Here is a 21,461-nt window from a genome sequence, read left to right on the forward strand (position 1 = left end):
CCCGTTAAAAAACCTGTAAGTGTGGGGGGCGGCGCCCCCCACCCCGGCGCCCCCCCCCCCCCCCCCCCCCCCGGGGGGGGGGGGGGGGGGGGGGGTGGGGCGGGGCCCCCCCCCCCCCCGCCCCCCCCCCCGCTCCCACAGGGTTTGCTCCTACGCGGAGAAGAGCTTGTTCCAGCCTTCGACGCCCAGCTTGTCCAGCGTTTCCATGTTCGCCTCGAAGATCTTCGAAGCATCCGGGAACGCCGCTACCGCCTTGTCGATGCTGGCCTCGCGCAACAGGTGCAGCGTGGGGAACGGCGAGCGGTTGGTGTAGTTGGTGATGTCGTCCGGCGCCGTGCCTTCGAACTGGAAATCGGGGTGGAAGCTGGCCACCTGGATCTCGCCTTCCAGATCCAGGTCGGCGACGGTATCGTCCGCGACCTCCAGGAACTCGTTGAAATCCATGAAATCGCCCAGCACCCCCGGGTGGATCAACAGGGTCGTATCGACCTGCTCGGGATGCGTATCCCGCAGCAGTTCGAGCTCGCGCACCAGGTCCTCATGCAGTTGCAGGGGCTGGGTGGCGTCACTCACCACGTAGCGCACCTGGCCCTTCTTGTGGACCGCCTTGGCGAACGGGCAGAGGTTCAGGCCGATGACGGCGCGTTCGAGCCACGTACGGGTCGCGTCGATGGCCTCGTCGTGCGAGGGCAGGGTGTCCATGCGGTTTTCCTAAAGGCTCAGGGCTTGAGCCATTCGGCGAGCTCCTGCTCGCTGAACGTGCCCATCTTGCGGCGCAGGATACGCCCATCCTCGCCCACCAGGACGCTGTAGGGCAGCACCTGTCGGGTATTTCCGAACGACAGCGAGCCGCCGGGCGCATCCGTGGCGCCGATGACCACGGGGTAGTTCACCGGGTGGCTGGCGAGATGGACCCGCACGGCCGGCGCCGTATCCTCGGCGACCCCGAGGATCACCGTGCCCTGGCGCGCCGCATCCTGCGCCGCCGCGCTCAGCAGCGGCATCTCCTGGCGGCAAGGGGCGCACCACGTGGCCCAGAAGTTGATCAGCACCCGGCGGCCGCGCCAGTCGGCCAGGGTGCGCGGCTTCCCTTCCGTACTGAGCCAGGCGGTCTCCGGCGCCATGTCGCCTACGTCCGCGATCGTCACGCCGTTGATCTCGGAGGGGTGCTCCCGCCGATGCTCGAGCCAGAGGCCGAGCGCGGCCGCGGCAATGGCGAGCGCGACGAACCAGAAGGTCGGGCCGCGCTTCATTGGCCCGACGCGGTGTCCAGGGCCTGCTTCACCGTGTCCTGCGTAAGCACGGTGGACAGCTTGTGGCCTTCACCGCCGCCCTTCGGGTAGACGACATAGAGCGGTACGCCCACCGAGTGCCACTGTTCCAGGAAGGCGGCGATCGTGGTGTTCACGTCGGTCCAGTCGCCCTTCATATAAACGGTGCCGGTGCGCTTGAGCAGGTCGCGGAACGCATCGGTATCGAGCACCGCACGCTCGTTGGCCTTGCAGGTGATGCACCAGTCGGCGGTCATGTCGACGAGCACCGGGGTGCCTGCCGCGCGCAGTTCGGCGAGCTTCTCAGGCGAATACGGCACGGAGCCGTCCGAGGCCGTCTGGGTCGTCGTCGGGGCCGGCAGCCCGTGGACCGTCCACAGGGCTGCCACCGCACCGATGCCGAGCACGGCGGTGAACACCCACGACAGCCGGCTGCCACGGCTACGGCCGTACCACCACAGCGCCATGGCCAGCAGCACGCCGCCAGCCAGCACCAGCGCGGCCGCATCGGCGCCACGCTGCTTGGTGAGCACCCACAGGAGCCACACGGCGGTCAGGTACATCGGGAAGGCGAGCGCCTGCTTCAGCGTCTCCATCCAGCGGCCGGGGCGCGGGAGCATGCGCGCCACCGCAGGCACGAAACCCATCAGCAGGAAGGGCAGGGCCAGGCCGAGGCCCAGCGCCACGAAGATCAGGAAGGCGACGTACAGCGGCGCGGCGAACGCGAAGGCGATGGCGGAGCCCATGAACGGCGCGGTGCACGGGCTGGCGACCACGACGGCCAGTACGCCGGTGAAGAAATCACCGGTGGGGCCGGAGCGCGAGGCGAGGCCACTGCCCACGTTACCCAGGGAGCCGCCCACTTCGAACACGCCCGACATCGAGAGGCCGATGGCCAGCATCACGTAGACCAGCACGCCCACGATCGCCGGCTGCTGGAACTGCGCACCCCACTGCAGGCCATGGCCGGCCGCGCGGATACCGACCACGATGAGGCCGAGCAGGGCGAACGACAGCATGACGCCCGCGGTGTACCAGAGCGCGTGCCTGCGCGCGGCGGCCGGGCTCTCCCCGCTTTCCAGCACGGTGATGGCCTTGAGCGACAGCACCGGCAGGACGCACGGCATGAGGTTGAGGATCAGGCCGCCCAGCAGGGCGAGGCCGATGGCGGCGATGAAGCCGACCTTCTCGGCGCCACCGGGCATCAGGTTCGCGGGTGGCGGGGTCGGGGCGACCTCGCCCGGCGCGGCAGCCGGGGCAGGGGCGGCCGACGACGCGGCACTCGCCGCATCACCCACGGTGACCGCGCCCGAGGCGAGGTCGGCGCTGAGGTGGCGGGTCATCACCGGGTAGCAGATGCCGTTCTCGAGGCAGCCCTGGTAGGCGACCTCCAGTTCCACCTTCTTCGAGGCATCGGCGCCGTTGAGCGGCACCGGCACTTCCACCTGGTCGAAATAGACGATGGTGTCGCCGAAATGTTCGTCGTGGTGTGCGATGCCGCTGGGCCAGTCCGGCTCACCCGCCGATACGCCCGCGGGCGAGAGCACCTTGATCTCGGTCTTGTCGCGGTAAAGGTAGTAGTCCTTCGGCATCGTCCAGCGCAGGAGCAGGCTCTTACCGTCCTTCGCGAGGGCTTCGAAGCGGAACGCCTGGTTGGCCGGCAGGGCCTGGGCATCCGTGCCGGGGGTCGCCGCGGGCGCGCCGAGCAGTGCGGCGCCGTTGCCCTTCGCCGCCGGGGCGGCCGGGGCATCGCCGGCAGGGATGGTAGACGGCGCACCGATGGTGAGCTTCAGGTGCTCGGTGTTCGGCGGGTAGCAGATCTTCGGCTCCACCTCGTGGCAGCCCTGGTACTGCACGTCCAGCGCCAGCACCTTCGTCGCGGCGTCAGCCAGCGTGTAGGGCACCGTCGCCTCGATGTCGCCGTGGTAGATCTCCACGTCGCCCAGGTATTCGTCGTGCTTTTTCAGGCCATCGGGGAGCGTGGGCTCGCCCAGCTTCACTGCGGCGGCGTCCACCGCCTTGATCTTGATCCGGCCGCGGTACAGGTAATAGTCCGGGGCGATCCGCCAGTGCAGCTTCACCATGCCCGGCTGGCTGGCATCCGAGGTCAGGTGGAACGCCTGGGTGACCGGCAGCAGGTTGTCATCGTCCTGCGCCAGGGCGGGCAGGGCGAAGAGGCTCAGGCTGACCAGGATGGCCAGGTTCCGCATGAGGCGGGCGAACGACGGCATGGTGGCTCCATGGATCGGTGCGGCGACGAACCGCAAGGGCGTCGATGATTATGACCGGGTGAGTGCGGATTAGCTTGCATCCCCGTTGCCGCGGGCCCAATCGCGACTTTTTGTACCGGGAGACCTTGAACCGTTTCGTAGCGACGCCATGTCTCGGCCATCCAAAGCTCTTCCGATCACGGGCGTGCTTTGGCTAGAATTCTGGCACTCACCCCGGCCAAGTGCTAACGGGGTGGCCATTTTCTCTTACATAACAACCACCTGCTTTGGAGTCACTCATGAGCAAGCTGCGCCCGCTGCACGATCGCGTCATCGTCAAGCGCCTGGAAGAGGAGCGCGTCTCCGCCGGCGGTATCGTTATCCCGGACAGCGCCACCGAGAAGCCCACCCGCGGCAAGGTCATCGCCGCCGGTAACGGCCGCATCCTCGAGAACGGCAGCGTCCGTCCGATGTCGGTGAAGGAAGGTGACACCGTCCTGTTCGGCAAGTACGCCGGCCAGGAAATCAAGATCGACGGCGAAGAGCTGGTCTTCCTGAAGGAAGACGACATCGTGGCGGTCATCGAAGGCTGAGCCTCGCTCGCCTGACCTCGCGTTTCCCCTTTCTTACCTAATTTCCAAGGATTTATCCCATGGCAGCTAAAGAAGTCCGCTTCGGCGAAGACGTCCGCGCCCGCATGCTGAAGGGTGTCAACACCCTCGCCAATGCCGTCAAGGTCACCCTGGGCCCGAAGGGCCGCAACGTCGTGCTCGAGAAGAGCTTCGGCACCCCGACCGTCACGAAGGACGGTGTCTCGGTCGCGAAGGAAATCGAACTCGCCGACAAGTACGAGAACATCGGCGCCCAGATCGTGAAGGAAGCCGCTTCGAAGACCTCCGACGTGGCCGGTGACGGCACCACGACCGCGACGGTCCTCGCCCAGGCGTTCATCCAGGAAGGCCTCAAGGCCGTGGCCGCCGGCATCAACCCGATGGACCTCAAGCGCGGTATCGACCAGGCGGTCGTGGCCGCCGTCGGCGAGCTGAAGTCGCTCTCGAAGCCCACCGCTGACGACAAGGCCATTGCCCAGGTCGGCACCATCTCGGCCAACTCCGATGCCAACATCGGCGACATCATCGCCAACGCGATGAAGAAGGTCGGCAAGGAAGGCGTGATCACGGTTGAAGAAGGTTCGGGTCTCGAGAACGAGCTCGACGTCGTCGAAGGCATGCAGTTCGATCGCGGCTACCTCTCGCCGTACTTCATCAACAACCAGCAGTCGCAGCAGGTTGAACTGGACGACCCGTTCATCCTCATCCACGACAAGAAGATCTCGAACGTCCGCGAGCTGCTCCCGGCGCTCGAAGCCGTCGCGAAGGCCGGCAAGCCGCTGCTGATCGTGGCTGAAGAAGTGGAAGGCGAAGCCCTCGCCACCCTCGTCGTCAACACCATCCGTGGCATCGTGAAGGTCGCCGCCGTCAAGGCGCCGGGCTTCGGCGATCGCCGCAAGGCCATCCTGGAAGACATCGCCATCCTCACCAACGGCGTGGTCATCTCGGAAGAAGTCGGCCTGCAGCTCGACAAGGCCACGATCAACGATCTCGGCCGCGCCAAGCGCGTCGTCATCACCAAGGAAAACACCACCATCATCGATGGTGCCGGTGAAGCCGAGAAGATCCAGTCGCGCATCGGCCAGATCAAGGCGCAGATCGAAGAGACCTCTTCGGACTACGACCGCGAGAAGCTGCAGGAGCGCGTGGCCAAGCTGGCTGGCGGCGTTGCCGTCATCAAGGTTGGCGCGGCTACCGAAGTCGAGATGAAGGAAAAGAAGGCCCGCGTCGAAGACGCCCTGCACGCCACGCGCGCAGCCGTCGAAGAAGGCGTGGTCCCGGGCGGCGGCGTCGCCCTGATCCGTGCGCTCAAGGCGCTGGAAGGCCTGAAGGGTGCCAACCAGGACCAGGACCTCGGCATCGCCATCACCCGCCGCACGCTGGAAGCCCCGCTGCGCGCCATCGTCACGAACGCCGGCGAAGAAGCGTCGGTCATCGTGAACAAGGTGAAGGAAAACAGCGGTAACTTCGGTTACAACGCTGCCACCGGTGAGTTCGGCGACATGATTGCCTTCGGCATCCTGGATCCGACCAAGGTCACCCGTTCGGCCCTGCAGTACGCTGCCTCGGTCGCCGGTTCGATCATCACCACCGAAGCCGCCGTGACCGAAGTGCCGAAGAAGGACGACGGCGCTGGCCACGGTGCCCCGGGTGGCATGGGCGGCATGGGTGGCATGGACTTCTAAGTCCTGCTTCCCGCGTTACCGCTGCATGAGAAGGGCCCCGCATCGCGGGGCCCTTTTTTTTGGGGTCGCTCTCGTGGGAGCGCGCTTGCGCGCGATGCCTCAGTACGAAATCGTCGCCGAAGTAGCCGTAGTACTCAGCCCATAATTACACTGCGGATCGATGCCGGACGTATCGCTACCCTGCCACGGCGGGTTCGATACGCGCCGGTTGTTGCGGTCATACACCTGGATGTTGCTGAAGGTGATCGGGCCGCCGGGGTACTGGTTGCATGACGCGACGCTGTACACCTCGAGGACGCCGCCAAAAACCCAGGTGAGGTCAGCATACGGGTTGGTGGTCAGCGTGCTGGTCTGGCCCGTGGTCGTGTTCTTCGAATCGATCTTCCACGTCGAGCAGGCCTGGCCAGCGGTACAGGTGGAGTAGGTGTCGCCGACCACCTTGTCGCCGGCCTTCGCGGCGATCGGGTCGCTGTGGAACGTGGTGCCGTCAACGCAGCAGTTCCAGCTCGCGAGTGTCCAGGCTTTGTCACCGTAGCCGTTCCAACCAAGCACGGGCTGCAGGATCGACTGCACGGTAGGCAACTGCTCGAGGCCGGGGAAGAAGTAGATGACCTGGTCGTTCTTCGCCGACGGTGCGGACGGTACCGTCCAGCTGGCGACGATGCGACCTATGGGCGTGCTGCTGCTGTAGTTCGCGGCCTGCACCCATCCGCTCTGCTCAGGCGGGGGCGTGTTCGTCAGCGAGCGGTGCCCGTTGGGTTCGACGCGCTCGCCCTGCAGGGAGAAGTTCGCCTTGCCGCAGGTCTGTGCTTTTTCCGTAACGCCCGAAGCGCGACGGATCATGCCGTTGGCTTGCAGTTCGTCACCCTGGTGAACCGTGGCGACGCAATCGGGTGAGAAGTAACCGTTGGGAGTGACCACGTAATCGTCGGGGACGCCGGCGGGCTTCGCCTGTGGGGGCAGCGCGCCGACACGCGTCAGCTGCAACGTGGGAGCGGTGGGTTGGGTGGATGCGTCAGCGGCGTTAGCTGCCAGAGCGAAGAAGAACATGGACGCGATGATGCCCGCGCACGCCACGCTCTTGCCGAGTGAAGCGAAACTCTTCATGCGTATGACTCCTGCCTGTGGGATAGAGTCCATGAAGCACCAGCCGGCCACGGCTGGCACACGCCCCCGTTCCGCCACCCGCGATGCGAGTGGAAGAACGAAGGCTAGTGAGGGTGGCAGGCAAGAACTGTGACCTGCGTGGCGTTAGCGGCGATTTTGCCGCGTGTGCGTTATTGCCCTGCGCCTGCCGCCGCGTCTTCTTCAGGCTGGCCTTGCTGGCGCGCGATCATCGTCGCATCGGGCGTTGCGAACTGCGCAACGAGCGGATCCAGTTTGCGCTTCATGCGCAGCATGGCGACATTGCCCATCGACACATCCGTGTATTTGAGCTGGCTGTTTTCCTTCGATTCCGGCGCATCGGGCGCGTGGGTCAGCGCGGCCAGTTGCGGCGCGACCACCTGGGTCAGCGCGAAATAGGCATCGTCGTGCACGCCCGCGTCTTCCATCAGGCGACCGGGGAGCATCCATGCGGCAAGGTCACCGTTCCGCGGTGCCGGACCATCACCGTGCACATCGATGAGGATGTACGGCACGGTCTGCGCCAGCATGTCCTTGCCACTGGTGAAGCCGACCTTGGCGTACGTATCGGTCAGCGCCGGGAGGTGGTCACCGTAGAACAGCAGCAGGGTGGGGCGCTCGCGCTGCTTGAGCAGGTCGGCCAGGCGGCCGAGCTCCGCGTCGGCATGGCGCATGTGATAGATGTAGTTGCGGAGCTTGAGCTTGTCGTCATCGCTGATGCCTTCCGGTACACGGATAGCATCCCGCTCCGCGGTATCGTCGATGTAGGTCTTATCGTACGGGCCGTGGGCTTCCATGCTGATCGCGAAGACGAAGCGCGGCGGGCCATCGCTCTTCAGCTGCGCCATGATCTGGTCGGTCATCGCGCTATCCGGCATCAGCTCGCCGTGCTTCCTCGCTTCGGCGGGGAACGCCGCCTGCGAAACGAAGCGGTCGAAGCCGAGCGATTTGAACGCCGACGTGCGGTTCCAGAAACCCGGATCGTTGCCATGCACTGCGATGGTCTCGTAGCCATGCGAGCGTAGCGCGCGAACCATGCCCGGCATGACGCCGCTGTGCATCTCGAGGTAGGGGAACTGCATCGTGGGGAAATAGCGCAGCGACAGGCCCGTCAGCACTTCGAACTCAGTGCGGATGGTGCCGCCACCGTAGGTCGGCACGTGTAACTGACCGGAGCTGGCGTGCTGGGCAAGGCGGTGCAGGTTGGGGGCGAAGTTTTCGTCCTGCAGGCCGTTGATCACGGACGGGTCGAAGAACGACTCGCTCTGCACTACGACGATATCGGGCGTCTGGCGCTGGTTGGTGGCCGCATTGGCCATGTGCTGGCGCAACGAACTGTCGCTGGCGGCGATGAACTGGCCCGCCTCGACTGGGTCGGCCTTGGTCTTCTTGCCGGCATTCTGCAGGCGGAACTGCACGAGGGTCGTCACCACGCCGTTGTCGCGGGCATTGTCCGACGCGGACCACGGTTGGATGCTCAGCGTGCCGTTGTTGTACATGCGCGACCACGCGGGCTGGCCCGCAAACAGCGTGCCGACCAGGGCGACGAGCGCCACGCCGCTTGTCAGGCGCAGGCCGTGCGTCCGCCGGGCGAAAAGCGGCGGCTCGTACTTCGCGAGCGCCACGACCAGGGCGATGGCGGCGGCAATGGCGAGGTAAGGCAAGGGGCTGGCGGGCAGGTAGCCGCCGAGGAGATGGAGGCCGCCATTCTTTAGCTGCCCGACCATACGGAAGTCGGCGGGCAGCAGCGGCGACCCCAGGTTCTGCATCTTGATGGCGCTGATCGAGAGCACCAGGCCCTGGGCGACGAAGGCCAGGGCGAAGGAGAGCACCGCCCGGCGTGTCAGCACGAGCAGCAAGGTGGCACACAGCAGGCCGGGCAGCGCGTTCGCGAACAGATGCAGCGGCTGTGTCGCCCAGGCGGACGTCGCGACGCCCGGGTTGCCGTCAAGGAAGCCCGTGTAGAACACGAACACCAGCGCCAGGCTCACCGGAAGGAGGACCCGGCCCAGGGTGGCGCGCCAACCTGTTGAATTACCTTTCATAAAATCCCTCGTGTCACGCCCCTGTCGCAGGGGGACATGAACTGTAACGAGGCTGACATGAACCGGTTGTCAGGCAAATAGCGACTTTTCGCTACGATTTTTCGTATGTTTGCGCCGGAAACGTGTGCAAACGGCGCTACAGCGCCCTTCCTGCCAAGTCAGGCACAATGACTGCCTCATGAATGAATCTTCAGCCGCCCCGCGCGAAAGCGCCGAACTCCGTGCCCTGATCGACCAGCGTTACGCGGACGTGATGGCGGCATGCCGCGCCGCACGCATTCCCCTGCACGACGACGCTGGCGTGGCCGAACGTGTCCGGCGAACGCTGCTGGCTTCGGACTTCGCCTACGACATCCTGCGCAGGCAGCCCGAACTCCTGGCACCGGCGGGGTTGGAGAAACTTCGGGCCAACACGGATGCCTCGACACGCGGCGCGACGCTGGAGTTGCCCGTCGACGAAGAGCGTTGCATGGCCGTGCTGCGCCGCTTCCGCCACGCCGAAGCCGTGCGCCTGGTGTTTCGCGACGTCAACGGGCTCGACGACATCGACGAAACGCTCGCGTCGACCAGCGCGCTGTATGAAACCCTGCTCGCCGTTGGCTTGCGCTGGTCCGAGAACGCCATGCATGCGCGCTACGGCATCCCACGCGACCCAGGCGGCAAGGAGCAGCGGATGGTTGTCCTCGGCTTCGGCAAGCTGGGCGGCAATGAGCTGAATTTCTCGTCGGACATCGACCTCGTGCTCGCTTACGCGTCCGGCGGTGATACCGATGGCACGCGTCCGCTCGACAATGGCGAATACTTCGTGCGCGAAGGGCGGCAGCTCGTGCGCCTGCTCGCCGAGCCTACGGTCGACGGCATCTGCGCGCGCGTCGATCTGCGCCTGCGTCCGTTCGGTAACGCGGGACGCCTCGCGTTGCCGTTCTCCGCGATGGAACAGTATTACCAGCGCGAAGGCCGCGACTGGGAGCGTTACGCGTGGATCAAGGCGCGCCCTGTCGCAGGCGATCGCACCGCGGGACGTGAACTGCAGGACATGCTGCGCCCGTTCGTCTACCGGCGGTACCTCGACTACACCGCGTTTGCCGGCCTGCGCGAAATGAAGGCGCTGATCGATGCCGAGGTCGCTCGCAAGGATCTTGCCGGGAACCTCAAGCTCGGCCCCGGCGGTATCCGCGAGATCGAGTTCGTCGTGCAGCTCACGCAGATGATCCGCGGTGGCCGCGATCCGGCCCTGCGCGTGCGTGGCCTGCTGCCGGCGCTGCGTGCGTGCGAATCGCGCGGCTACATTCCGAAAGCGCGCGCGAAGCTGCTGCGCGATGCGTACATCTTCCTGCGCCGGCTCGAGAACCGCGTGCAGATGCTGCGCGATGCGCAGACCCACGATATCCCCGACGATGCCCTTTCCCGCGAGCGCCTTGCGCTCGGCCTGCACTATGCCTCGTGGGATGCCCTCGCGGTTGAGCTCGCGAAACACCGCACGGCCGTGTCGGCCGAGTTTGCGGCGGTGCTCGTGCCGCAGGCCGGGCAGACCGCCACCGCCCCGGCGGCGGACATCGAGTTGTGGCAGGCCGCCCGCGATGAATCGCTCACCGCCGAAACGATGGAAGCCTCGGGCTTCATCCCCGGCGCCGAGGCGGCGGATGAACTCGGGAAGCTGCCGCGCGCCGGCTCCGTGCGTTCCATGTCGGCGCGCTCCGCCGAGCGGCTGGAACGCCTGATGCCGCAGCTGATCGGTGCCGCGCGGGCAAGTGCTTCGCCGGTGCCGAGCCTGCTGCGCATGGTGCGCCTGGTGCAGGCCGTCGCGCGCCGCTCGTCGTACCTCGCTTTGCTTGATGAACAGCCCAGTGCGCGCCGACGCGTTGCCAGCGTGTTCGCGGAGAGCGCCTTCCTTGCCGAACGCGTCATCGCGCAGCCCTTGTTGCTCGATGACGTGCTCGATCCGCGCATCGACCAGATTCCCCTGAAGCGTGCGGATATCTCCGCCGAGATCGTCCGCTCGCTTGGCACGCTGGATGAGCGTGACGCGGAACGCGAACTCGAACGCATCAACGAATTCCGCTCGAGCATCGCCTTCCGTCTTGGCCTTGCCTTCAGCGATGGGCGTGCGGATGCACCCGCGACGGCGCGCCGCCTCGCGGGGCTGGCGGAGGCGGTGATCGGTGCGGTGCTTGCGCTCGCCGCGCGCGAGATGGCCGCGCAGCACGGACGCCTGCCCGGCGATGGCCTCGGCTTCGCGGTGCTCGGCTACGGCAGCCTCGGCGGGGAGGAGCTGGGCTTCGCGTCCGACCTCGACCTGGTCTTCGTGTATGACGGGAAGCGCGCCAACGCGACGAGCGACGGTCCGCGCCCCGTGGATGGCACACGCTGGTATCAGCGCCTCGCCCAGCGCGTCATGCACTGGCTGGGTGCGCAGACGCATGCCGGTAGCCTGTACGACGTCGACACCCGCCTGCGTCCCGATGGCTCGAAGGGCTTGCTGGTGGCGAGCGTCGATGCCTTCGAGGCCTACCAGCGCGACCGCGCGTGGACCTGGGAGCACCAGGCGCTCCAGCGTGCGCGTTTCGTCGCTGGCGATGCCGCCGTGGGTGCCATGCTCGACGCGGTGCGCAGGGAGATCCTGGGCGCGCCGCGAGACAAGGCACGTGTGTTCGCCGAGGTCGGGGCGATGCGCTCGCGCTGGCGTGCTGAGCGCGACCGGTCCGACGCGGCGCATGTCGACCTGAAGCAGGGTAGGGGTGCTCTGATCGATATCGAGTTCGTGCTGCAGGGCCTCGTGCTCGCCCACGCCGCCGAGCACCCGGGCATGCTCGAGACGACAGCCAACAGCGTGCTGATCGATGAAATGCGCGCGGCGGGCCTGTTCTCGCAAGCCCAGGCCGACACGCTGCACGTCGCCCACGCCGATCTGTTGCAGATGGGCCTGACCTGCACGCTCGACCTGCGCCCTCGCGTGGCCGCGCGGACGCCGCAGCTCGAGCAGCTGTGCGCCGCGGTCCAGCGGGTCATCGGCGAGCTGGGGTTCGATTTCGGGGAGAGCGCCGCGGCGGAAGCCAAGGCTGTCTGAACGGTCGCGGCGGCGCTATGCTGTCCGGCCGTCAACGGATGCAACCGCAAGATGACACGACTGCCGCTCCTGATCGACACCGACCCGGGCGTCGATGACGCGCTCGCCATCCTCATGGCCCACGCGCATACCGATGTCGCCGCCCTGACCGTGGCCGCCGGTAACGTTGGCCTGAAGCATACGGTGCGCAATGCGCGGACCCTGGTTGATCTGGTCGGTGCCGCGACGCCGGTCTTCGCCGGTTGCCCATCGCCGCTGGTGCGGGCACCCGAGGAAGATGCGGCTTTCGTGCATGGCGAGGACGGCTTCGGTGACGTGGGCTTCCCCGAGCCGAAGCACGCGGCAGGGGACGAGCACGCCGCGCTGGCCCTTATCCGCCTCACCCGTGAGCGCCCGGGTGAGCTGACCCTTGTGGCCCTCGGCCCCCTGACCAACCTTGCCCTGGCCGTGCGCCTCGATCCTGGCTTCCCGCAGCGCGTGAAGCGCCTGGTGATCATGGGTGGCGCGGTCACCGGCCATGGCAACACGGGCAAGGTCCCGGCCGAATTCAACATAGGTTTCGACCCCGAGGCGGCCCACGTGGTCTTCGAGGCGTTCGAGATGTTCGACCTGGTCGACTGGGAAGCCACGGTGCGTCACGCGTTCCCTGATGACGTCTACGAAGGCTGGGTCGCGAAGGGCGACAAGCGCGCCGCCTTCTTCCATGACGTGTTCGGTACGGCCCGCAAGTTCAACGCGGAGCACGAACGCACGGGCTTCATCGCTGCCGACGCGCTGGCGATGGCCGTGGCCCTGGATCCCGGCATGGTCACCCGCGCCGAGACGCGGCACGTGGCCATCGAGCTGGACGGCCGGCTGACCCGCGGCGCCACCGTGGTCGACTGGCACAAGCGCCTGGGCGGCAAGCCCAACGCGCGGATCGTGCTCGAGGTGGACCAGGTCCGGTTCGGCGAGCTGATCGCCGGGGCGCTGGGCGCCTGAGGCCCCACATCCCTGTGGGAGCGCGCCGATCGCGCGCAAGCGCGCTCCCACAAGAGCATGGGGGCTGGTTGCGGAGTGACCAGCCCCGGGCTACAATGCCGCTCTTTTCACCCCGCCATTCAAGAATCAAGACCATGAAAGAGAACATCCATCCGAAGTACCAGCCGGTGGTTTTCCAGGACCTCTCGTCGGATTTCGCGTTCCTGACGCGTTCGACCATGTCCTCGAAGGAAACCGTGAAGTGGGAAGACGGTAACGAATACCCGGTCATCAAGCTGGATATCACCAGCCACTCGCACCCGTTCTACACGGGTAAGCAGAAGACCCTCGACGTGGGCGGCCGCGTCGACAAGTTCCGCCAGCGCTACGGCAAGAAGTAAGCCGGCGCTTTCCGCGCGCCGCCTGCGGGGTGGCGTTTCGCGAGGATAGACGGACACGGGGCGAGCCCATGGCTTGCCCCGTGTCTTTTTGCGTGCGTGGCATTTACACGGTTCGAACGGCCGTTCGACCGGGCGATGTGCGATAATGGGGAACTTCGGTCGCCCTGCGCGGCCGGTACGGCGGCTTCCCCAGGCCGCTGTTTCCACCCCACTAAGCGCCACCCAAAAGTTAAAGAGGAGCTCGCCGTGTCCGACGCCAAAACCGTCAAATTGGTCGATGAATCCAACAAGCCCGTGAGTGAACTGCCGGTCATCGGCGGCACCCTGGGCGCCGAGTGCGTCGACATCGGCACGCTCTACAAGGACACCGGTTACTTCACGTACGATCCGGGCTACGGCTCCACCGCCAGCACCAAGAGCGCCATCACCTACATCGATGGCGACAAGGGCATCCTGCTGTATCGCGGCTACCCGATCGAGCAGCTGGCCGAGAAGTCCACCTTCCTCGAAACCTCGTACCTGCTGCTCAACGGCGAGCTGCCGACCAAGCCGCAGTTCGAGAAGTTCTCGAACGACATCACGCATCACTCGATGATGCATGAGAACCTGAAGGACTTCCTGAAGGGCTTCCACCACAACGCGCACCCGATGGCCATGCTGGCCGCCTCGGTCGCCTCGCTTTCGGCCTTCTATCACGACGAACTGAACGTCGAGAACCCGGAAGACCGCAAGCTCGCCGCCATCCGCCTCATCGCGAAGATGCCGACCATTGCGTCCGCCATCTATCGCCACTCGATCGGCTGGCCGAACCGCTACCCGCGCAACAACCTCGAGTACGTCACCCGCTTCCTGCACACCATGTTCGAGGTGCCGAGCGAGCCGTACCACGTGAACCCGGTCGTCGCGAAGGCGCTCGACCTGCTGTTCATCCTGCACGCCGACCACGAGCAGAACGCCTCGACGTCGACGGTCCGCCTGGTGGGTTCCACCGGTGCCAACCCGTACGCGTCCGTGGCCGCCGGCATCACCGCGCTCTGGGGTCCGGCACACGGCGGCGCGAACGAAGCCGTGCTCCTGCAGCTCGAAGAGATCGGCACGGCCGACAAGGTCGAGACCGCCGTCAAGCGCGCGAAGGACAAGAACGATTCGTTCCGTCTCATGGGCTTCGGCCACCGCGTGTACAAGAACTTCGACCCGCGCGCCAAGATCATCCGCGAGGCCTGCCACAACGTGCTCAACGAGCTCGGCGTGAACGATCCGCTGCTCGAAGTCGCCATGAAGCTCGAAGAGGCTGCGCTGAAGGACGATTACTTCGTCGAGCGCAAGCTGTACCCCAACGTCGACTTCTACTCGGGCATCATCTACAAGGCGCTGGGCATCCCGACCGAGATGTTCACCGTGATGTTCGCGATCGCCCGCACCTCCGGCTGGATCTCGCACTGGATCGAGCAGCACGAAACCCCGGGGTCGCGCATCGGCCGTCCGCGCCAGATCTACACCGGCGCCGACGTTCGCGATTACACCCCGAGCGACAAGCGCTAAGAGAAGAAAGCCCGCGAAAGCGGGCTTTTTTTTGCTCAGCTGTTGAAGGTGGCGATGTCTTCTTCGGCCAGCAGTTCCTGAACCATGGCTCGCGTGGCGCGGCGCATGGGGCGTTCGTCGACGCGGTCGAGTGGTGCCTGGCGCAACGCATCCAGCGGTAGCACCGTGATGTCGAAAGGGATGCCGTCCGCGCCGAACAGCAGCACCGTGTGCTCGCTCTGGTCGCTGTTCGACCAGCGCAGGCGGCGGGTCTGGGTTTCGAGGGGGATGCCCTGTTCCTGAAGGAACAGCCCCGGCGCTTCGGGGTCATCGCTGTAGATGTGCAGGCACACGGCGGAGTGTTCATCGGCGGTGCCTTCCAGCACAGCGCCGACCAGCCGTGAATCGAAGGCTCGGAGGAAGCGCATGGCCTCCACTGCTGCCTCGCGCCGTGCACGCAATGCCTGCGGCTGGGTGTCACCGTGGAAGATGCGCTGGTGTTCGCGCAGCGCGTCCTCGATTTCCTGGTTACGCGGCAGGGCCTGGGTGTCGACAATACCGAGCCGCTCGGCGGCTTTCAGTTTCGCGTGGTGGAAGTCACGAATCCCATGCTCGCTCATCAGGCGCGCCGCCTCCTGGGCGACAAGGACGCGGTTACGCTGCGTCCGGTCCTGGGCATGGATCCTGTGATGTTCGCCTCGTGCCATGACTCACCCCCGTATGGTGATAAAGAGTTGCCAATGGACGCACGGCGTGCCGCCGTGCCGCGCGTCAGAAGATGTCGTAGGCGTGGTCCTGCTGCTCCTCCTGCTGTTTCTGCTGTGCCTGTTCGCGGAGGCGATCGACGTCCTCCACCTTCATGATCTCATTCATGCCGCCGGGTGACGGAAGGCCCGATGCCGGGTCGATCTGCACGGTGGCGATGCCCGGGGGCATGGCCATGGCGTGCGAAGGCTTGTCCTTCAACACGGCGCCCATGTAGTCCATCCAGATCGGCAGGGCGGCCTTGGCGCCGAACTCGCCGCGGCCCAGCGAACTGAAGTCGTCGAAACCGACCCACACCGCCGTCGAAACGTCGCCGTTGAAGCCGACGAACCATGCATCGCGGTGGTCGTTGGTCGAACCGGTCTTGCCCGCGATGTCGTCGCGACCGAGTGCGCGCGCCGCAGAGCCGGTGCCGCGCTTCACCACGTCCTGCATGAGGGACGTCACGAGGTAGTCATTGCGCACATCGATGACGTGCGGGGCGAGCTTCGGCGCCTGTGACGTGTTGTCGTGCGAGTCGGCAGGCAGCACCGCATCGCCGGTGGCGGCAAGGCCCGCGGTGGCGGAGGTCGCCGGTTTCGCCGGGATGGATGCGGTGCTCGGCTGGTTCGGCGGACCGGGCGGCGTCGGGTTGAGCAGCCGCTCCTGGCAATCCGCGCAGGCGCGTTCCGGGTTCGCCACGTACACCGGGTTGCCATCGCGATCGTCGATGCGCGAGATGAAGTAAGGCGTGACCAGGTAACCGCCGTTGGCGAACACCGCGTAGCCGCGCGCCATGCTCATGGGCGAGACCGAGGCCGTGCCAAGTGCGAGCGAGAGGTTCTGCGGCAGCGCATCCGGGGTGAAACCGAAGCGGGTCATGTAATCGCGCGCGTAACGAACGCCGATCGCATCGAGCAGGCGCACCGATACCAGGTTCTTCGACTGCACGAGCGCCTCGCGGAGACGCATCGGCCCGCTGAACTTGCCGTCGTCGTTCGACGGGGTCCACACACCATCAGGGCGGCTCGGGTCCGGGAATGCCACCGGCGCGTCATTCACGATCGAGGCGGGCGTGAAGCCGCGTTCGAACGCCGCCGAGTAGAGATACGGCTTGAAGCTGGAACCCGGCTGGCGAGCGGCCATGACGGCGCGGTTGAACTTGGAGCGCGCGAAGCTGAAGCCGCCGACCAGTGCGCGCACGGCGCCGTCTTCAGGGTCGACCGAAACGAGTGCAGCCTGCACCGCCGGGATCTGCGTGAGGCGCCAGAGCCCCTTGTTGGATTCCGGCTTGGCCTCGGTGGTGGTGGCCGCCATGTCGGAGGCCTTCGCGTCCTCGGAGATATCGTCCTTCTCGCTGCGGATCAGGCGGACCACGTCGCCACGCTTGAGCACGGCATCGACGCGGGTAGGTGCGGCGCCGGCACGGCCTTCGTTGACGTAGGGGCGCGCCCAGGTGATCGATTCCAGGCTCAGCGTCGCCGACTCCTTCGCATTGACGTACACCGTGGCCTCCTTGGCACCGGTCGCCGTGACGATGGCTGGCATCATGCCCGCGACCGGCGTGTAGCCGGCGAGAACGCGGTCGAAATCCTCCGGGCCCGCGCCGGCCGGGAGTTCCTCGTGGCCCTCGGGGCCGCGGTAGCCGTGACGGCGGTCGTAAGCCGAAAGGCGGCCGCGCAGTGCATCGTTCGCCGCTGCCTGGCTTTCGCTGGGGACGGTGGTGCGTACGACGTAACCTTCGGTCAGCGCGTCGTTGCCCAACTTCTCGAGCGCCTGCTGGCGCACCATTTCGGCAAGGTAGGGCGCATCGACCTCGATCTGCTGCTCGTGCGGAAACGCGTCGTTCGGCTCCTTGACCGCCTCGTCGTGCTCGGCCTGCGTGATGAACCGGTTGGCCAGCATCTGGCCAAGCACCCAGTCACGGCGGGCAATCATCCGCTTGGGGTTGTTGAGCGGGTTGACCACCGACGGCAGCTGGAACGTCGAGGCGATGGTGGCGCACTGGGCCACGGTGAGCTGGTCGAGGGTCTTGCCGTAGTAATACGAGGCTGCCGCAGCGACGCCATAGGCGCGATGGCCAAGGAACATCTTGTTGAGGTAGAGCTCGAGGATCTGGTCCTTGCTGAGCTCGTTCTCCATGCGTAGCGCGATGAACATTTCCGTCAGTTTCCGCGAATACAGCTTCTCGGGACTGAGGAAGAAGTTGCGCGCCACCTGCTGGGTAATGGTGGAGCCGCCAGGCCCCTTGTCTCCGCCGGAAACGATCACATGGATGCCGGCGCGGGCGATGCCGTGCCAGTCGACGCCGGGGTGGCTATAGAAATCGCCATCTTCTGCCGATAAGACAGCATTCTTGAGGCGTGCCGGCACGTCAGCGATCCGCACGGGGATGCGTCGGGTCTCGCCGAAGGATGCGATCAGCTTGCCGTCAGCGCTCAGCACGCGTAGGGGAACCTGCATATGGTAGTCGCGCAAGACCGCCACGGAAGGCAGGCGCGGGGCCAGCAGCCAGTAGGCGACGCCAATGGCGCCCGCCACGAACAGGATGCCGGCCAGGGTGAGATACAGCGCAATACGCAGCAGACGCTTGAGGATTCGCATGAAGGGGAGGGGTCACCGCCATCTGGGTCGAGCGGGAGTATAGAGCCTAGCTACCCCCGGGAAGGGGTCAGCGGGGTTCGACCCGGTCTGAAGGGGGGACGCTAACCCAGCGTCAGGATTTGTGAATTAGTGCCGGTAAGGGCCGCGGAGGGCCGTTGCTTATCCGTTAAGTTTTAGATCTAATGCCTTCGCGCCGAAGACCAAATTCCGACAAGGCGCGGGGAAGGGGGACACAGTGGGGCTCTTTACACCCAAGGCGGCGCCGTTGATCGGTGTCGACATCAGTTCGACCGCAGTAAAGCTGCTGCAGCTCAGTGAGGCAGGTGGGCGCTATCGCGTCGAGCACTATGCCGTTGAGCCGTTGCCGCCCAATGCCGTCGTCGAAAAGAACATCGTCGAGGTCGAGGCCGTCGGCGAGGCCATCCGTCGCGCCCTGGCACGCTCCGGCGCCAAGGTGAAGCACGCCGCGGCGGCAGTCGCGGGGTCGGCGGTTATTACCCGGATCATACCCATGTCGGCCGACCTCTCCGAGGACGACCTCGAGGGCCAGATCCAGGTCGAGGCCAACCAGTACATTCCATACCCGATCGAGGAAGTTAGCCTCGACTTCGAGGTACTGGGCCCTGTTCGCGACAACCCGGAGATGAACAACATCCTCCTGGCCGCGTCGCGCACCGAGAACGTCGACATGCGCATCGCCGCGCTCGACCTGGGCGGCCTGACCGCCCGCGTGGTCGACGTCGAGGCTTTCGCGATGGAGAACGCCTTTGCCATGGTCGCCGACCAGCTCGCGGTTTCCCGCGACGCCCTGGTGGCGGTGGTGGACATCGGCGCCACCATGACGACGCTCGCGGTGCTCAAGAACCAGCGGACCATCTACTCGCGCGAGCAGGTCTTCGGCGGCAAACAGCTGACCGACGAGATCATGCGCCGCTATGGGCTCTCCTATGAGGAAGCCGGAAGGGCCAAGCGCAAGGGTGGCCTGCCGGAATCCTATGAGATGGAGGCCCTGGAGCCGTTCAAGGAGTCCCTGGTCCAGCAGGTCAGCCGCCTGCTCCAGTTCTTCTTCGCCGGCAGCGAATACAGCCGCGTCGACCAGGTGGTCCTGGCCGGTGGCTGCGCTGCGATCGAAGGCATCACGGAGATCCTCGAGCAGCAGCTCGGCGTGCCCTGCGTGGTCGCCAACCCGCTGGCTCGCATGTCCCTGTCCAGCCGGGTCCAGGCGCAGACACTGGCCCAGGATGCCCCCGCGCTGATGATCGCCGTCGGCCTGGCCATGCGGAGCTTCGACTGATGGCACGGATCAACCTACTTCCCTGGCGCGCCGAGCGCCGCAAGCAGCGGGAACGCGAGTTCTACATGCAGCTGGGTGTCGCCTTCGCGGCGGCCCTGGTCGTCCTGATCGGCTGGTCCTACTGGATGGGCGCCCGCATCGATAACCAGGGCGAGCGCAACACGTACCTGCAGGGCGAGATCAAGCAGCTCGACAACCGCATCGCCAAGATCAAGGACCTGGAGAAGGTCCGCGCGGGCCTCCTGCAGCGCAAGCAGATCATCGAGCAGTTGCAGGCGAACCGTTCGCAGATGGTCCACCTGTTCGACGAGCTCGTGAAGACCATTCCTGCAAGCGCCCGCCTGGGTTCCATGAAGCAGTCCGGCGATTCGATGTCGCTGGATGGCGTCGCCCAGTCCAACTCCAGCGTGGCCGAGTACATGCGCAACATCGAGGCCTCGCCCTGGATGGGTCATGCGGACCTCCGCAAGACCGAAAACACCCACGACGACTCGCGCATGCCGTACTCGTTCGGCCTGGACGTGAAACTGAACACGCCTAGCGCGGATGCACCTGCGTCCTCGGCGACGGTGGCGACACCGCCGGTCGGCACGGGCGCGGCGCCTGCCGTTCCCGCACCGCTGGCCCAGGCTGCCAAGGTCGTCACGGGCGCACCGGCCGCTGCGGCAACAGCGCACAACGCTACCGCTCCGGCCGCCGCGGCGACTCCGGCGACCTCCGCAGCCGCACCGGCAGGAGCCAAGCCATGAGTTTCTTCGACGAACTGCGCAACCTTGATCGCAACAACGTCGGCGGCTGGCCGAAGTCGGTCAAGATGTTCTTCACCGGCCTGGTCTTCGTGATCGTGGTCGCGGCGGGCTGGTATTTCGAAATCAGCTCGCAGCAGGATGAACTGACCAGTGCCGAGGCAAAAGAAGAATCGCTGAAAACCGAGTTCTCGCAGAAGCAGGCCAAGTCCGCGAACCTCGAGGCACTGGAACAACAGCTCGCTGAAATGCAGGACATGCTCCGCCAGCTGCTCCGCCAGCTGCCGAGCAGGACGGAAATGCCCGAACTGCTGGTGGATATCTCGCAGACGGCACTGGCCGCCGGCCTGGAATCCGACCTGTTCCAGCCGGGCCCGGAAACGCCCAAGGATTTCTACGCAGAGAAGCCGATCACGCTCCGCATGGTGGGTACATACCATCAGTTCGGAACGTTCATCAGCGGCGTGGCCTCGCTGCCGCGCGTCGTCATCCTGACGCTGCACGACGTCTCCCTGAAGCCGAAGGACGCGGGCAAGGGCGGCAACTCGGGACAGCTTGTCCTGCAGGGCACCGTGAAGACCTACCGCTACCTCGAGGATGACGAGACCGCGGCCCAGCAGAAAAACGCCAAGGCAGGGGGTGCCAAGTGACCAGCGCCCGTCACATCCACCTCCGCCTCGCGGCAGCCAGCCTCGCCCTCGTTGCGTTGGCCGGTTGCACGCGCGGGCAATCCGACCTGCGCGACTGGGTCGATGCCGAGAAGCACAAGAAGGGCGAGCCGATCCCGCCGTTGCCGGTGATCCGCACCTTCGAAACGTTTGCGTACCAGGACCAGACCGCTCGTGATCCGTTCAGCCCCAGCACGGCCGAAATGGAGAACAGCGCAGGTAGTGGGCCCCGTCCGGACGAGAACCGACCGAAGGAGCCGCTGGAAATGTTCTCGCTGGATACGTTGAAGATGGTTGGCACGGTCGGTGCAGGACCCAGCCTGGAGGCCCTCGTGAAGGACCCGGGCGGGGTGATCCATCGGGTGCATCGCAATGAGTACATGGGGCAGTCGTACGGCCGCGTCACGGCCGTGGGGGAAGACCGCATCGATCTGGTCGAACTGGTGTCGAACGGCACCGGCGGCTGGATGGAGCGTCCGGCAAGCATCGCGGTCGGCGACAAATAAGAA

17 protein-coding genes are annotated in these 21,461 nt (G+C 66.0%); 10 read left to right on the plus strand and 7 right to left on the minus strand.

The genetic code is table 11. The annotated features are described in order from the left end of the window. Positions 1-150 precede the first annotated feature (150 nt). From ACZ6YI_RS20575 to ACZ6YI_RS20585, 3 genes are read right to left on the minus strand one after another with little or no spacing between them, the layout of a single operon-like run. Positions 151-702, minus strand: coding sequence for a DUF1415 domain-containing protein (locus ACZ6YI_RS20575; protein ID WP_465780252.1), 552 nt, complete (start codon positions 700-702; stop codon positions 151-153). Between the two features lie 17 nt (positions 703-719). After that, positions 720-1,253, minus strand: coding sequence for a TlpA family protein disulfide reductase (locus ACZ6YI_RS20580; RefSeq protein WP_465780253.1), 534 nt, complete (start codon positions 1,251-1,253; stop codon positions 720-722). Further along, positions 1,250-3,502 carry a protein-disulfide reductase DsbD family protein gene (locus ACZ6YI_RS20585; protein WP_465780254.1) on the minus strand — a complete coding sequence of 751 codons (2,253 nt, stop codon included), beginning with the start codon at positions 3,500-3,502 and terminating at the stop codon, positions 1,250-1,252. Before ACZ6YI_RS20585 ends, ACZ6YI_RS20580 begins: the two co-directional genes overlap by 4 nt. Before the next feature lie 278 nt (positions 3,503-3,780). On the opposite strand from ACZ6YI_RS20585, the gene groES reads away from it, so the two are divergent. After that, positions 3,781-4,074: a co-chaperone GroES gene (groES, locus tag ACZ6YI_RS20590; RefSeq protein WP_440327804.1), complete on the plus strand. Its 294-nt coding sequence runs from the start codon at positions 3,781-3,783 to the stop codon at positions 4,072-4,074. 59 nt (positions 4,075-4,133) lie between these two features. Further along, on the plus strand, positions 4,134-5,777 hold the full coding sequence (gene groL / locus ACZ6YI_RS20595; RefSeq protein ID WP_440327803.1) for a chaperonin GroEL: 1,644 nt from the start codon (positions 4,134-4,136) through the stop codon (positions 5,775-5,777). Between the two features lie 99 nt (positions 5,778-5,876). On the opposite strand, the gene ACZ6YI_RS20600 is transcribed toward groL, so the two are convergent. Beyond that, positions 5,877-6,884: a hypothetical protein gene (locus ACZ6YI_RS20600; RefSeq protein WP_465780255.1), complete on the minus strand. Its 1,008-nt coding sequence runs from the start codon at positions 6,882-6,884 to the stop codon at positions 5,877-5,879. A gap of 170 nt (positions 6,885-7,054) precedes the next feature. Further along, a complete protein-coding gene (locus ACZ6YI_RS20605) occupies positions 7,055-8,947 on the minus strand; it encodes an LTA synthase family protein (protein ID WP_465780256.1) in 1,893 nt (630 codons plus the stop codon). Between the two features lie 178 nt (positions 8,948-9,125). Between ACZ6YI_RS20605 and glnE the strand changes: the two genes are divergently transcribed. The 4 genes from glnE (at position 9,126) to ACZ6YI_RS20625 (ending at position 14,917) form a co-directional block, all read left to right on the plus strand. Beyond that, positions 9,126-12,014, plus strand: coding sequence for a bifunctional [glutamate--ammonia ligase]-adenylyl-L-tyrosine phosphorylase/[glutamate--ammonia-ligase] adenylyltransferase (gene glnE / locus ACZ6YI_RS20610; RefSeq protein WP_465780257.1), 2,889 nt, complete (start codon positions 9,126-9,128; stop codon positions 12,012-12,014). Positions 12,015-12,065: 51 nt separating this feature from the next. Then, positions 12,066-12,995, plus strand: a complete 930-nt coding sequence (locus ACZ6YI_RS20615; protein ID WP_465780258.1) for a nucleoside hydrolase — start codon at positions 12,066-12,068, stop codon at positions 12,993-12,995. 134 nt (positions 12,996-13,129) lie between these two features. After that, positions 13,130-13,375: a type B 50S ribosomal protein L31 gene (locus ACZ6YI_RS20620; protein ID WP_045827588.1), complete on the plus strand. Its 246-nt coding sequence runs from the start codon at positions 13,130-13,132 to the stop codon at positions 13,373-13,375. A gap of 246 nt (positions 13,376-13,621) precedes the next feature. After that, positions 13,622-14,917: a citrate synthase gene (locus ACZ6YI_RS20625; protein ID WP_465780259.1), complete on the plus strand. Its 1,296-nt coding sequence runs from the start codon at positions 13,622-13,624 to the stop codon at positions 14,915-14,917. Positions 14,918-14,952: 35 nt separating this feature from the next. On the opposite strand, the gene ACZ6YI_RS20630 is transcribed toward ACZ6YI_RS20625, so the two are convergent. Together ACZ6YI_RS20630 and ACZ6YI_RS20635 are read right to left on the minus strand one after the other, a co-directional pair. Further along, positions 14,953-15,603, minus strand: a complete 651-nt coding sequence (locus ACZ6YI_RS20630) for a hypothetical protein (protein ID WP_465780260.1) — start codon at positions 15,601-15,603, stop codon at positions 14,953-14,955. A 64-nt stretch (positions 15,604-15,667) separates the two neighbouring features. After that, a complete protein-coding gene (locus ACZ6YI_RS20635; protein ID WP_465780261.1) occupies positions 15,668-18,244 on the minus strand; it encodes a penicillin-binding protein 1A in 2,577 nt (858 codons plus the stop codon). A 235-nt stretch (positions 18,245-18,479) separates the two neighbouring features. Here ACZ6YI_RS20635 and ACZ6YI_RS20640 point away from each other — a divergent pair, with 235 nt between their 5' ends. Genes ACZ6YI_RS20640 through ACZ6YI_RS20655 form a run of 4 tightly spaced genes read left to right on the plus strand, consistent with a single transcriptional unit; the run spans position 18,480 to position 21,458 of the window. Further along, positions 18,480-19,538 carry a pilus assembly protein PilM gene (locus ACZ6YI_RS20640; protein WP_440327422.1) on the plus strand — a complete coding sequence of 353 codons (1,059 nt, stop codon included), beginning with the start codon at positions 18,480-18,482 and terminating at the stop codon, positions 19,536-19,538. After that, positions 19,538-20,287, plus strand: coding sequence for a PilN domain-containing protein (locus tag ACZ6YI_RS20645; RefSeq protein WP_465780262.1), 750 nt, complete (start codon positions 19,538-19,540; stop codon positions 20,285-20,287). Before ACZ6YI_RS20640 ends, ACZ6YI_RS20645 begins: the two co-directional genes overlap by 1 nt. Then, positions 20,284-20,934, plus strand: coding sequence for a type IV pilus inner membrane component PilO (locus ACZ6YI_RS20650; RefSeq protein ID WP_465780263.1), 651 nt, complete (start codon positions 20,284-20,286; stop codon positions 20,932-20,934). Before ACZ6YI_RS20645 ends, ACZ6YI_RS20650 begins: the two co-directional genes overlap by 4 nt. After that, entirely contained in the window at positions 20,931-21,458 is a 528-nt protein-coding gene (locus ACZ6YI_RS20655) for a pilus assembly protein PilP (protein WP_465780264.1), read from the plus strand. The genes ACZ6YI_RS20650 and ACZ6YI_RS20655 overlap by 4 nt, the downstream gene beginning before the upstream one ends. Positions 21,459-21,461 lie beyond the last annotated feature (3 nt).

Source organism: Luteibacter sp. NPDC104163, assembly GCF_055584245.1.

Bases quoted from the DNA above. Each gene is read 5' to 3' on its own strand.
- glnE (WP_465780257.1), top strand. From the start codon at position 9,126: ATGAATGAATCTTCAGCCGCCCCGCGCGAAAGCGCCGAACTCCGTGCC.
- ACZ6YI_RS20645 (WP_465780262.1), top strand. From the start codon at position 19,538: ATGGCACGGATCAACCTACTTCCCTGGCGCGCCGAGCGCCGCAAGCAG.
- ACZ6YI_RS20585 (WP_465780254.1), bottom strand. From the start codon at position 3,502: ATGCCGTCGTTCGCCCGCCTCATGCGGAACCTGGCCATCCTGGTCAGC.
- ACZ6YI_RS20630 (WP_465780260.1), bottom strand. From the start codon at position 15,603: ATGGCACGAGGCGAACATCACAGGATCCATGCCCAGGACCGGACGCAG.
- groL (WP_440327803.1), top strand. From the start codon at position 4,134: ATGGCAGCTAAAGAAGTCCGCTTCGGCGAAGACGTCCGCGCCCGCATG.
- ACZ6YI_RS20620 (WP_045827588.1), top strand. From the start codon at position 13,130: ATGAAAGAGAACATCCATCCGAAGTACCAGCCGGTGGTTTTCCAGGAC.
- ACZ6YI_RS20650 (WP_465780263.1), top strand. From the start codon at position 20,284: ATGAGTTTCTTCGACGAACTGCGCAACCTTGATCGCAACAACGTCGGC.
- ACZ6YI_RS20635 (WP_465780261.1), bottom strand. From the start codon at position 18,244: ATGCGAATCCTCAAGCGTCTGCTGCGTATTGCGCTGTATCTCACCCTG.
- ACZ6YI_RS20605 (WP_465780256.1), bottom strand. From the start codon at position 8,947: ATGAAAGGTAATTCAACAGGTTGGCGCGCCACCCTGGGCCGGGTCCTC.
- groES (WP_440327804.1), top strand. From the start codon at position 3,781: ATGAGCAAGCTGCGCCCGCTGCACGATCGCGTCATCGTCAAGCGCCTG.
- ACZ6YI_RS20600 (WP_465780255.1), bottom strand. From the start codon at position 6,884: ATGAAGAGTTTCGCTTCACTCGGCAAGAGCGTGGCGTGCGCGGGCATC.
- ACZ6YI_RS20575 (WP_465780252.1), bottom strand. From the start codon at position 702: ATGGACACCCTGCCCTCGCACGACGAGGCCATCGACGCGACCCGTACG.
- ACZ6YI_RS20580 (WP_465780253.1), bottom strand. From the start codon at position 1,253: ATGAAGCGCGGCCCGACCTTCTGGTTCGTCGCGCTCGCCATTGCCGCG.
- ACZ6YI_RS20615 (WP_465780258.1), top strand. From the start codon at position 12,066: ATGACACGACTGCCGCTCCTGATCGACACCGACCCGGGCGTCGATGAC.